The following is a 12,021-nucleotide window of genomic DNA, read 5'->3' on the forward strand; positions in this document are numbered from 1 at the left end:
GGACTTGCGGACCGCTATAAGGCGCAAAAGGCTGTAAAAAGTATCCTGAATCAAAACTTAAAATCTGTTGGGCCTTGTGCCCGTGTGGGTTCGAGTCCCACCGCCCGCACCATTCTGTTCCTTGGCCTACCGCCTTCGGCTACTTGAGGCCTGTTTGGTTCTTGACCTTCGGCTCCAAGCCCTTCCCAGAATTAACAGCGGTCTTTCACAAAAGCCTATTGCAGTCTTGGAGGCACCGAACTAGCGTCCGCCCTTGAGTGTAGTCGGCGCGTTCTAAGGTCGTCAGCTACCAGAAATATTATCCGTCGGGGGGCCTTAGGGCTGAGAGGTGCACGCACCGACCCGTCGAACCTGATCCGGGTCATACCGGCGTAGGGAACGGGTATTCTGCGAATGACATCGCAGGCTCATTCTTGCGTCCGTACGTCCCGCCTAAACGGAGACATGTGCGCAATGACAGCCCCAACCCCCATCGCCCTGACGATTGCTGGCTCGGACAGTGGCGGTAGTGCTGGCGTGCAGGCCGATATTAAGGCGATGTCGGCGAACGGCTGTTATAGTGCCAGCGTGATCACAGCTATCACTGCGCAGAACACGACGGCTGTCACCGCGATCCATGAGGTGCCCGCTGATCTGGTGGTGGCGCAGATCGAAGCGGTTCTGTCAGATATCGATGTGCGTGCGATCAAGCTGGGGATGCTGTCGTCGGAACCCATCATTGATGCGGTAGCCGCCGCAATCGAGGGGTTTGCCGGGCCTATCGTGGTTGATCCGGTGATGGTTGCCAAATCGGGGGATATCTTGCTGCAGCGGTCAGCGATAAATGCAATGATCGATAAGATACTGCCCCTTGCGACGCTGATGACCCCGAACCTGCCCGAGGCGGCGCAGCTGCTTGGCGAGGTACAGGCAGAGACGCCGGATGAAATGGCCGCGCAAGGTATGCGGTTGCTGAGTTTGGGCCCCGCCGCGGTCTTGATGAAGGGCGGCCATGCGCAGGGGAACGCGTGCACGGATGTTCTGGTCGGCAAAAGCGGTGTTTTGGCGACGCTGTCCTCGGGCCGGGTGGCGACGCGGAACACCCATGGGACCGGGTGCACCTATGCAGCGGCGATAGCAGCGAACCTGTCCAAGGGCGTGGTATTGGACGCCGCTGTGGGGGCGGCACATCGATATTTGCAGGGCGCAATTCTAGCGGCGGATACGTTGCACATTGGCAAGGGGCATGGCCCCGTGCATCATTTTTACGGTCAGTGGTGATGGGACGGATTACGATCATAGGCGCGGGCGTTGCCGGGCTATGCGCGGCCCGCGCGCTGTTGGACCGCGGGGCCGATGTCCGCGTGGTGGATCGCAACGCTGCCCTAGGCCCGCAGGCGTGTTCGTGGTGGGCAGGTGGCATGCTTGCCCCGTTTTGCGAGGGCGAAAGCGCCGAAGAACCAGTGGTGAGGTTGGGCCAAGAAGCGGCGGATTGGTGGGCGGCGAAAACAAGTGCCGTACACCGCTGCGGTACGCTGGTTATTTCACCGGCCCGAGACCGTGCAGACCTGACCCGTTTTGCACGCCGCACCCAAGCGTTTCGCGAAGTTGACGTGGATGAGATATCGCTGCTGGAGCCTGATTTAGCGGGTCGCTTTGCCAAAGGGTTGTTTTTTGAGAGCGAGGCACATCTGGCCCCGCGCGCGGCGTTGACGCAATTGCGTGCGGGGCTGGTCGCGGATGGCGCGGTATTTGAAGTGGCGGATGCGAACCCGGACAAGTTTGCACAACGCGGGCTGACCATAGATTGTCGCGGGTTTCAGGCCCGTGACCGCATCGCCAATCTGCGCGGGGTCAAGGGCGAGATGCTGATCCTGTCCTGCCCCGAGGTCGCGCTAAACCGCCCCATACGTATGCTGCATCCGCGTGTTCCGCTCTACATCGTGCCGCGCGGGGATGGCTTGTTTATGGTCGGGGCGACGATGATCGAAGGGGGCCATAGCCGCCGTATCACCGCCCGATCCCTGCTTGAAATGTTAAGCGCCGCCTATGCGCTGCACCCGGCGTTCGGAGAGGCCGAAGTGATCGAGATCGGCGTCGATAGCCGCCCGGCCTTTCCCGATAACGTCCCCCGTATCAGCCGCAGGGGGAACTTGATCCGTGCCAACGGGCTTTACCGGCATGGGTTTTTGCTAGCCCCCGCGATGGCGCGGATGGTGGCAGAGTTGGTTTGTGACGACAAAACACCGGAGATATTTCATGAAACTGCTGCTTAATGGCGAAGCGGTCGAGGTGGAGGCCGCGACCTTGGCTGATCTGCTTGAACGAACAGGCTTTGGCGGTGCCAAGGTTGCGACGGCGGTGAACGGCAATTTTGTCGCCGCGCCTGCGCGGGCGGCGCATGTGCTGGCGCCTGATGACCGCGTCGAAGTCCTTGCGCCGATGCAGGGGGGCTAGGAGATGCGTGATTTTTACGGCACGACGCTGGCCAACGGCCTGATGCTGGGCACGGCGCAATACCCGTCGCCCGCGATTTTGGCCGATGCCTTTGCGCGCAGCACCGCAAGTGTGGCGACGGTGTCCCTGCGGCGCGAAAGCGGGCGCAATCGCGGGGGGCAGGATTTCTGGAAATTGGTGCAGGGCCTTGGCGTTCACATTCTGCCTAACACGGCCGGGTGTCATTCGGTCAAAGAGGCGGTGACCACCGCCCATATGGCCCGCGAAGTATTCGACACCAAGTGGATCAAGCTTGAGGTGATCGGCGAGGAAGATACCCTGCAACCTGACGTGTTCGGCTTGGTCGAAGCGGCGCGCATTCTGAGCGAAGACGGTTTTCAGGTCTTCCCCTACACCACCGAAGATTTGGTGGTCGCCGATAAGCTTTTGCAAGCGGGATGCGAGGTTTTGATGCCGTGGGGTGCGCCCATCGGATCGGGTTTGGGGCTGAACAACCTGTTCGGGCTGCGGGCCATGCGGGCGCATTTCCCTGATGTGCCGTTGGTGATTGATGCGGGTCTTGGGCTGCCATCGCAGGCCGCGCAAGCGATGGAAATGGGGTTTGATGCAGTGTTGTTGAACACCGCCGTGGCCAAGGCGGGCGATCCTGCGGCGATGGCGGCGGCCTTTGCGATGGCGGTCAGCGCCGGGCAGCTTGCCCATACCGCCGACCCGATGGAGCCGCGCGATATGGCCGCCCCCTCCACGCCTGTCATTGGAAAGGCGTTCCTAGAATGACGCTAGACCGGTTTTACCCCATTTTTGACAGTGCCGATTGGCTGGAACGTCTGGTGCCGCTTGGCATCAAGCTGGTGCAACTGCGGATGAAAGACGTGAGCCCAATGGTGCTGTGCGACCACATCCGCCGCGCCAAAGCGATCTGCGCTGAACATGGGTGCACGCTTGTTATTAACGATCATTGGCGTATCGCGATTGACGAGGGGTGCACCTATATCCACCTAGGTCAGGAAGACCTTGATGATGCGGATATGGCGGCCATTCAAAGTGCTGGCCTGCGTCTTGGGATCAGCACCCATGACAAGGCCGAGCTTGCCCGCGCGCTGGACTTGCGCCCCGATTACATCGCGCTTGGCCCGATATACCCGACGATCCTGAAACAGATGAAATGGCATCAGCAAGGTGTGGAAAAACTGACCACATGGCGCGTCGCAATCGGGGATACGCCGTTGATTGCCATTGGCGGCATGAACATAGACCGAGCGGCGGGGGCCTTTGCTGCGGGTGCGGATGTGGTCGCGGCGGTGACGGACATCACGTTGAATGACAGCCCCGAGACCCGTGTGCGTGCATGGCTGGCGGCGACACGATGAGCAGGTACATCCGTCAAGAAACCCTTGCCGAGGTTGGTCCTGCCGGACAGGCGCGCCTGCGCGCAGCCCGCGTGTTGGTCGTGGGGGCAGGCGGGCTGGCCGCGCCGGTGCTTCAGTATCTGGTGGGGGCAGGTGTCGGGCATCTGACCCTAGTGGACGGGGATCACGTATCGCTCAGCAATCTGCACCGTCAGGTTCTGTTTCGCGAAAACGATATTGGCGCGGTAAAGGTTGAGGCTGCTGCAGCAAGCCTGCGCCGTCTGAATGCCGAATGTGAGATACATACAGTACCACAGCCGCTTGACCCTCAAAACGCGCTGCAACTTGTGGCGGACAGCACCCTTGTGCTGGATTGCGCCGACAGTTTCGCGGTGAGCTATATTCTGTCTGATACCTGTCGCGCGGCGGGCATCCCGTTGATCAGCGCGTCGGTGCTGGGGTTTTCGGGCTATGTGGGCGGATTTTGCAGCACGGCCCCGTCACTGCGCGCTGTGTTTCCTGATCTGCCGGATCGCGCGGCCAGCTGTGCGACTGCCGGGGTGATGGGACCAGTGGTCGGGATGATCGGGGCGGCACAGGCGCAAATGGCTTTGGGTGTTTTGATCGGGCAATCACCGTCTCCCTTGGGACAATTGATCAGCTTTGACATGCACAGCCTGCGCACGGGCGGCTTTCGCTTTGATACCGCGCCCGAGCCTGACACCGCGCTTGGCTTTATCGCAGCGTCCGCCATATCGGCGTCTGACTTTGTCGTCGAATTACGCGACCAAGCCGAGGCCCCCATGCCCGTCGTGCCCTTCGCGCAGCGCATGACCGTCGCGCAATTCACCCAGAAAAGCGCTGCCCCAAAGCCGGGTGCGCGCGCCGTCTTTGCATGTCGGTCCGGTCTGCGGGCCTGGCAGGCTGCCACACATCTACGGTCCTATTGGGCTGGCGAAATCTCCCTTGTTGCCGTTGGCGACACAGTACACTTTGAAAGGCAAACCACATGAAACTACCCTCGTTCACCGTCGCACTATTGCTGGCCGCTTCACCCTTGATCGCTGCTGATGAAATGACCGTGCTGCTGGACTGGTTCGTGAACCCCAACCACGGCCCCATCATCATCGCGCAGGAAAAAGGTTACTTTGCCGATCAAAATCTGGACGTCACGGCCATTGCGCCAGCCGATCCGTCGGACCCGCCTAAGCTGGTGGCTGCTGGAAAGGCGGATCTGGCAATTTCCTATCAGCCGCAACTGCACCTGCAAATCCACGAAGGCTTGCCCTTGAAACGGGTCGGCACCTTGGTCGCGACGCCGCTAAACTGTCTGTTGGCGCTGGAAGACGGGCCTATCAAATCACCCGCAGATTTGGCCGGTAAAAAGGTCGGGTTCTCTGTCGGCGGTGTCGAAGAGGCCGTGCTGGGCGCGATCTTGCGCCACAACGGGGTCGCGCCGGATGATGTTGAACTGGTTAACGTGAACTGGTCGCTGTCACCCTCGCTGATGTCTGGTCAGGTGGACGCGGTCATTGGCGCATTTCGGAACTTCGAGCTGAACCAGATGAAAATCGAAGAGATCGAAGGCACCTGTTTCTTTGTCGAGGAAGAAGGGCTGCCACCCTATGACGAGCTGATCTATGTCGCGAACAGTGACAGCATGGGCAAAGATATGATCGCGCGTTTTCTGGCCGCGACCGAACAGGCGACCCAGTATATTGTGAACAACCCACAAGAAAGCTGGGCACTGTTTTCCGGCACCTCGGCCGAATTGCAAGACGAGCTGAACGCCTTGGCATGGGCCGATACCATCCCACGTTTCGCGCTGCGCCCTGCCGCTATGGATGCCGGGCGCTATGCCGCGTTCGAGACGTTTTTGAACGAGGCGGGGTTGATCCCAAGCCAGAACTCCGTGTCAAAAATCGCCATTGATGTGACGGCAGACTGATGGCCCCCGATTATGGCAAGACCTTTGCCCATTGGCGGGCCAAGGCGGCAGACCCGTGGCGCGACTATACCAACCATCCTTTTGTAGAAGGGCTGCGTGACGGGTCACTGCCGCGCCGCGCGTTCCTGCATTATCTGGTGCAGGACTATGTCTTTTTGGTGCATTTCGCGCGGGCGTGGTCGCTGGGTGTGGTGAAATCGGAAGCGCTGGACGAGATGAAGGTTTGTTCAGCAACCGTTGATGCGCTGGTTAATCACGAGATGGCACTGCATGTTCAAACCTGCGCGGCAGAGGGTATCGACGAGCAAACGCTTTTTGATGCGACTGAGGCGTCCGAAAACCTAGCCTATACGCGCTATGTGTTGGATGCGGGGCATCAGGGCGATTTCCTTGATTTGATGGCGGCATTAGCCCCTTGTGTGATGGGCTATGGTGAAATCGGTCTGCGGCTGGCGCGGGATAAGAATCCCGATACGCCCTATGCCGATTGGATCAACACCTATGCTGATCCGGATTATCAATCGCTGTGCACATCTGTCGGCACGATGATTGATGACGCTGTTGCACGGCGTATCGGTGATCTTGCCACATCCCCCCGCGCTGATGTGTTGCAGAACCGGTTCACGACGGCCACGGCGCTAGAGATCGGGTTTTGGCAGATGGGATTGCGCTGCCAATGACCGTGCCGCCGGGGATTCGCTTTGCTGGACAGCACCACATCGACGGGCGGCTGTTGTTTGATGCCGATATCCAACTGCCCGGCGGCCAGTGGACCTGCCTGCTGGGTCGGTCCGGTGTGGGGAAATCCACCATCCTGCGGCTGATCCTTGATCTGGAAACAGGCGGGCAGTTCACGGGCGATATTTCGGCGACGAACGGCGTAGGTTTGGCCGGGCGCATCAGTTATATGGCGCAATCGGACCTCTTGCTGCCTTGGCTATCGGTGCTTGAAAATGTCTGCATCGGTGCCCGCCTGCGGGGTGAGGTTCCGGACGCAGCCCGTGCCGCTGATCTGTTGGTGCGGGTGGGGCTGGCAGACCACCTAGCGAGCAAACCAAGCACCTTATCTGGCGGGATGCGCCAGCGTGCTGCCCTCGCGCGGACCTTGTTCGAGGATCGCCCGGTCGTGTTGCTGGACGAGCCGTTTTCGGCCCTTGATGCGGGAACTCGCGCGGACATGCAGGACTTGGCCGCAGAGGCATTGCAGGGGCGCACTGTTTTGCTGGTGACCCATGACCCGTCCGAGGCAACACGTCTAGCGCATCAGATCATCATCATGTCCGCCCAAGGCACCGCGCGCTGGCCGGTGCCGGACACGCCAGCCCCGCGCGCCATCGACGACCCGCAAACCCTTGCCTGCCAAACCCGCCTGTTGTCCCATATCCGAGGTGTCGCCGCATGAGGGGCCGCGACATCCTGATCGCGGTCTTGCTGGGGTTGGCGCTGTGGCAGGGTGCTGTGATGCTGACAAATGCGCCGCATTTCATATTGCCCTCGCCTTGGCGTATTGCGCAGGCGGCCTATCGCAGTCGCGCAATTATTGCGGAAAATGCGGTGGTGACTACGGTCGAGGTTTTGCTGGGCCTCGTGCTTGGTACCCTTTTGGGGGCGGCGACTGCGATACATCTGGCCCTGTCGAAAACCGCTGAGCGGCTTATGTTGCCGCTCTTGGTATTTACCCAAGCGGTGCCGGTTTTCGCATTGGCACCGTTGCTGACGCTTTGGTTTGGCTACGGCATGGGGTCAAAGATCGTGATGACGGTTATTATCATCTACTTCCCCGTGGCATCGGCATTCCACGATGGGCTGACGCGTATTGATCGGGGCTATCATGATTTGTCCGTCACGATGGGGGCGGGGAAATATCATTTCATGCGGCATGTCCGGATACCAAGTGCGCTGCCCAGTCTTGGCACGGGGCTGCGATTGTCTGCGGTCTATGCGCCCATCGGGGCGGTGATTGGCGAATGGGTGGGCGCGTCCAAGGGGTTGGGATACCTGATGCTGCTGGCCAATGGCCGCGCGAAGATTGACCTGATGTTCGCAAGCCTGATCGTGCTGGCCTGTCTGACCGTGGTGCTGCACATCGCAGTGGGCCGTCTGGCGGACTGGATGTCAAACTACGCACACGGGTCCGGCCGTTCTTAACGTGCTAAGCAACCCTGCTGTCTTGGCGGTTGTCGTTTCAGCCCCAATGCTCAATATGACTTGATCTTGATAAGGTAGTTCTGATTTGAGCAATCACATGCGGATGGTTAGCGAAAATACTCAGCCAATCGGGCGACGGGACAGGGTTGCTGGCCATTTCGGGGAATGGCTGCAAGGGCGGCTGGGGCCGGAGGGGCCAGTGGTCGTGATAACCATGAAATGTGATGTGCTTTATGCGCAGGCAACCTATGCGCCGGCCTCGGAGTTACGCTTGGGTCATTCGGGCGTCGCCGCGGTGACCCACGATCAATTAAGAGCTTTGCTGTCTGCTACCGGAAAACCCGCAAGCGGCGATTTCAGCCTGTCGGGAAATATTTTGCCCGGTGTGGGGGCCGGGTCATCCACGGCGAGCCTGATAGCGCTTGCGCGGGCGGCGGGGGCGGATGAAACGCGGCTTTCAGCGGCGTGTTTGCGGGTCGAAGGGGCGACAGATCCCTTGATGCTGTCCCAGCCGGACAGGGTGCTTTGGTCGTCTCGGCGGGCGGAAATCTGTGCCGAGTTCAAGGCCCCGCCGAGATGCGAGATTGTCGGCGGCTATTTGGGCGATCCGATCAGAACCGATCCCTGTGACAGCGCATTTGCTGATATCTCTGATCTGGTGCTGCTCTGGGAACAGGCCGCAAACAGGTCTGACTTGGCCAGGCTTGCGGCGCTTGCCAGTGCAGCGGCGGAACGCACGACTCGTCTACGCGGGCCATCAGGCGACCCAAGCGCGGCAATTGCACGTCAGTTGGGCGCATTGGGCCATGCGCGGGCACACACAGGATCGGCGCGCGCGTTCATCTTTGCACCCGGAACGGTTCCCGAGACGGCTGAAGCCATCCTGACGCGCGCAGGGCTGTCCGAGGCGTTCCGATTTTCGACGGGATCAGAATATTGACCTTTGCCGCCGCCCTTTTGATCGGATTTCTGATCGAAGCCGCGCTTGCATGGCCTGCGCCGCTGTTTCGCGTGATCGGCCACCCGGTGACGTGGATCGGGCGTGCCATCACCCTGCTTGAGCTACGTATGAACGATGCCCAACAATCTGTCCGCGCGCAAAATCTGCTTGGCGCGGTGCTGGTCGCTATTATCCTTACGGGTGCAGTGCTGCCGTGTATTTGGATCAGTTCTATTTTGCCGGATGGCTGGGGCGGTGCCGTGATCGGTGGCGTTTTGGCGTGGCCGTTCTTGGCGGCCAGATCGCTTTATGATCACGTGGTCGCTGTCGCCCGGCCGCTTGGCCAAGGGGACACGGTTCAGGCCCGACATGCTGTTTCTATGATCATCGGGCGCAACCCCGAAACGCTGGATGATGCAGGAATTGCGCGCGCATCTTTGGAAAGCCTGGCCGAGAACGCATCGGACGGGATTGTCGCGCCGGTGTTCTGGGGCTTGGTATTCGGCCTGCCGGGGCTGGTGGGGTATAAGGCGATCAACACGATGGATTCCATGATCGGGCATCGTTCTGCGCGTTACGAGAATTTCGGAATGGTTGCCGCGCGGCTGGATGATCTCGCCAACTTGATCCCCGCGCGGCTGACGGGGCTGTTGTTCGCGCTGATGTCAGGAAGGGCCTCACATTGCGTTTCGGTCATGCTGCGTGATGCGGGCCATCACAGATCCCCCAATGCGGGCTGGCCCGAAGCCGCCATGGCTGGGGCGTTAAATCTGCGCCTGTCCGGCCCGCGCATATATGGTGACACTATAGCGAACGAGCCGTGGGTGAATGCCGGGGCACCTGATGCGCATGCGGGGTCTGTTATGATGGGTCTTGCGCTTTATCTGCGGACGATGGTCGCGCTTGCCGCTATCATAACGCTGTTTGCGATATTTTAAGGATCACGGGATGCGAGACCACGGCGGTAATATGGGATTGGCGATATCGGAATTCGGCGGCGATCCTGCTGATTGGATTGACCTGTCGACCGGGATCAATGCGACACCCTATCCTGTGGGGCAGGTGCCTGCGGCTGCATGGGCGCGGCTTCCCGAACACGGAAGCCTCGCCGGACTTGAGGGGGCGGCGCAGCGCGCCTATCGCACGTCCCTTGATGTGGTTGCCGTGGCGGGTGCCCAAGCGGCGATCCAATTGGTGCCAATGCTTACGCCCGCCGGACGCGCCGCCGTTCTGACGCCGACCTATAATGAACACGCGGCGGCCTTGCGGTCTGGCGGTTGGGACGTGCAGGAGGTCGCGGCGATTGAGGCGCTGGAAGGCTATGACCTCGCCGTCGTGGTGAACCCTAACAACCCGGATGGCAAAGTTTATCCCCCCCAGACCTTGCTGGCCCTTTCTACAAAGGTCGGTTTGTTGATCGTCGACGAAAGCTTTGCCGACCCGGAGCCCGAGATGTCATTGGCCAGCGGTCCACAGGACTTGCCGGGCAACGTCGTTATCCTTCGCTCGTTCGGGAAGTTTTACGGGTTGGCCGGTGTACGCCTCGGCTTTGTGCTGGGGGTGCCTGCGGTGGCGGGTAAAATCCGAGATATGGTTGGCCCCTGGCCGGTTTCAGGCATGGCGATAGACGTGTGCAAGCGTGCATTTGAAGATGATGCATGGGCGGAGCAGACACGCAGGCAACTGCGGCAGGATGCAGCCCGCCTTGATGTGCTGGCAACGGATTTGGGATGGCAACTGGTTGGCGGAACGTCTTTGTTTCGCACTTATGCCACACGAGACGCCGCCAAGGCGCAGCGAGATATTGCTACGCATCATATTTGGACCCGGGTCTTTCCATATTCTGATAGCTGGATAAGGCTTGGCCTGCCCGGATCACAGGGCGATTGGTCACGGCTTGAGGCTGCAATGAAGCTGTCTGCATCCGCAGCCACCTAGCGATCTATGGGCGCGGGGCACGACCCATGACCCACCCGCCTAGTACAACATACATATAGAAAAGCGCCTAAAGCCTCGCAGGGTTTGCGCCTGAAGCGTGTCGGATGTCCCGGCACCATCGGAGACGTTTGTTTCAACCTCAATCCCTCGGTTTCGAAAGTGGGAGGTCATGAAGATGATTACTCATCATACCTGTTGACAATATGACCAAACTGTAAAAAAGTGAAGGCCAGCTCGCTTACTATCGTAAAGCTGGCATTTTGGGAGGAGAGAAAAATGAATACGAATCGCCGCGTTTTTGTGTCCGGTCTTGCAGCCGCAGTGACACTGGCATCCACGTCCATCGTGCGTGCACAAGGCAAAGGTCTGATCGCCATTATCACACCAAGTCATGACAACCCGTTCTTTAAAGCCGAAGCCGTAGGTGCCGAAGCGCGTGCGCAAGAACTGGGATATGAGACCATCGTGCTGGTGCATGATGATGATCCAAACAAGCAATCCGAACTGTTTGACACGGCCATCGCCCGTGGCGCGGACGCGATCGTGCTTGATAATGCTGGTGCCGACGCAACTGTCGCCGTTGTAAAACGTGCGCTGGATGCGGGTATCCCGTCGTTCCTGATTGACCGCGAAATCAAAGAATCAGGCATCGCCATCAGCCAAATCGTTTCCAACAACTACCAAGGTGCACAGTTGGGTGCCGAAGAGTTCGTGACCATAATGGGTGAAGAGGGCAACTATGTTGAGCTTCTGGGCCGTGAGGCGGACACCAATGCGGGCATCCGGTCTTCTGGCTACCACGACATTATTGACCAATACCCCGATCTGGTGATGGTTGCGCAGCAATCGGCAAACTGGTCTCAGACCGAGGCCTTTGAAAAGATGGAATCCATCTTGCAGGCAAACCCGGACATCAAGGGTGTGATCTGCGGAAATGATACCATGGCAATGGGCGCGTGGGCCGCGCTTGAGGCTGCGGGCCGCAACGAGGTAATCGTTGTCGGGTTTGATGGCTCCAACGATGTGCGCGATAGCATCCTTGCGGGTGGTATCAAGGCGACCGTTCTGCAGCCAGCATACCGTCAGGCGCAGATCGCGGTTGAGCAGGCCGATCAGTATATTCAAACCGGCTCAACGGGCCTGCAGGAAAAGCAGTTGATGGATTGTGTTTTGATCAATTCCGATAACGCTGCCGATCTCGAGACTTTCGCGCTAAGCTCGTAATCGACTAAGAATATCCATGAAAATATGGGGCTCGCCAT

General features: G+C 59.6%; 14 protein-coding genes and 1 riboswitch. All 14 genes read left to right on the forward strand.

Annotation, left to right across the window (positions count from 1 at the left end; genetic code table 11):
- Nucleotides 1–296: 296 nt before the first annotated feature.
- Nucleotides 297–395: riboswitch (TPP riboswitch) on the forward strand.
- 58 nt (nt 396–453) lie between these two features.
- Nucleotides 454–1,260, forward strand: a complete 807-nt coding sequence (gene thiD / locus BM347_RS06950; RefSeq protein WP_093916077.1) for a bifunctional hydroxymethylpyrimidine kinase/phosphomethylpyrimidine kinase — start codon at nt 454–456, stop codon at nt 1,258–1,260.
- Nucleotides 1,260–2,255 (forward strand): FAD-dependent oxidoreductase, encoded by a 996-nt coding sequence (locus tag BM347_RS06955; protein WP_093915716.1) that lies wholly within the window; start codon nt 1,260–1,262, stop codon nt 2,253–2,255. The genes thiD and BM347_RS06955 overlap by 1 nt, the downstream gene beginning before the upstream one ends.
- The gene (thiS, locus tag BM347_RS06960) at nt 2,239–2,436 is read left to right on the forward strand and encodes a sulfur carrier protein ThiS (RefSeq protein ID WP_093915717.1); all 198 of its coding nucleotides are present in this window, start codon (nt 2,239–2,241) and stop codon (nt 2,434–2,436) included. The genes BM347_RS06955 and thiS overlap by 17 nt, the downstream gene beginning before the upstream one ends.
- Nucleotides 2,437–2,439: 3 nt before the next feature.
- On the forward strand, nt 2,440–3,213 hold the full coding sequence (locus BM347_RS06965) for a thiazole synthase (RefSeq protein ID WP_093915718.1): 774 nt from the start codon (nt 2,440–2,442) through the stop codon (nt 3,211–3,213).
- On the forward strand, nt 3,210–3,806 hold the full coding sequence (locus BM347_RS06970; RefSeq protein ID WP_093915719.1) for a thiamine phosphate synthase: 597 nt from the start codon (nt 3,210–3,212) through the stop codon (nt 3,804–3,806). The genes BM347_RS06965 and BM347_RS06970 overlap by 4 nt, the downstream gene beginning before the upstream one ends.
- Nucleotides 3,785–4,798, forward strand: coding sequence for a HesA/MoeB/ThiF family protein (locus BM347_RS06975; RefSeq protein WP_093915720.1), 1,014 nt, complete (start codon nt 3,785–3,787; stop codon nt 4,796–4,798). The genes BM347_RS06970 and BM347_RS06975 overlap by 22 nt, the downstream gene beginning before the upstream one ends.
- Nucleotides 4,795–5,733, forward strand: a complete 939-nt coding sequence (locus BM347_RS06980) for an ABC transporter substrate-binding protein (protein ID WP_093915721.1) — start codon at nt 4,795–4,797, stop codon at nt 5,731–5,733. The genes BM347_RS06975 and BM347_RS06980 overlap by 4 nt, the downstream gene beginning before the upstream one ends.
- Entirely contained in the window at nt 5,733–6,413 is a 681-nt protein-coding gene (gene tenA, locus BM347_RS06985; protein ID WP_175498524.1) for a thiaminase II, read from the forward strand. The genes BM347_RS06980 and tenA overlap by 1 nt, the downstream gene beginning before the upstream one ends.
- Nucleotides 6,410–7,135, forward strand: a complete 726-nt coding sequence (locus BM347_RS06990; protein WP_093915723.1) for an ABC transporter ATP-binding protein — start codon at nt 6,410–6,412, stop codon at nt 7,133–7,135. The genes tenA and BM347_RS06990 overlap by 4 nt, the downstream gene beginning before the upstream one ends.
- A complete protein-coding gene (locus BM347_RS06995; protein WP_093915724.1) occupies nt 7,132–7,881 on the forward strand; it encodes an ABC transporter permease in 750 nt (249 codons plus the stop codon). Before BM347_RS06990 ends, BM347_RS06995 begins: the two co-directional genes overlap by 4 nt.
- A 214-nt stretch (nt 7,882–8,095) precedes the next feature.
- Entirely contained in the window at nt 8,096–8,821 is a 726-nt protein-coding gene (locus BM347_RS07000) for a hypothetical protein (protein WP_245764226.1), read from the forward strand.
- Nucleotides 8,818–9,759, forward strand: coding sequence for an adenosylcobinamide-phosphate synthase CbiB (gene cbiB, locus BM347_RS07005; RefSeq protein ID WP_093915725.1), 942 nt, complete (start codon nt 8,818–8,820; stop codon nt 9,757–9,759). Before BM347_RS07000 ends, cbiB begins: the two co-directional genes overlap by 4 nt.
- A gap of 10 nt (nt 9,760–9,769) precedes the next feature.
- Complete coding sequence (cobD, locus tag BM347_RS07010; RefSeq protein ID WP_093915726.1) at nt 9,770–10,759, forward strand: threonine-phosphate decarboxylase CobD; 990 nt, start codon at nt 9,770–9,772, stop codon at nt 10,757–10,759.
- Between the two features lie 276 nt (nt 10,760–11,035).
- Nucleotides 11,036–11,983, forward strand: a complete 948-nt coding sequence (locus tag BM347_RS07015) for a D-ribose ABC transporter substrate-binding protein (protein WP_093915727.1) — start codon at nt 11,036–11,038, stop codon at nt 11,981–11,983.
- The last annotated feature ends 38 nt before the right edge of the window (nt 11,984–12,021 follow it).

Source organism: Sulfitobacter marinus, assembly GCF_900116285.1.
GTDB lineage: Bacteria > Pseudomonadota > Alphaproteobacteria > Rhodobacterales > Rhodobacteraceae > Sulfitobacter > Sulfitobacter marinus.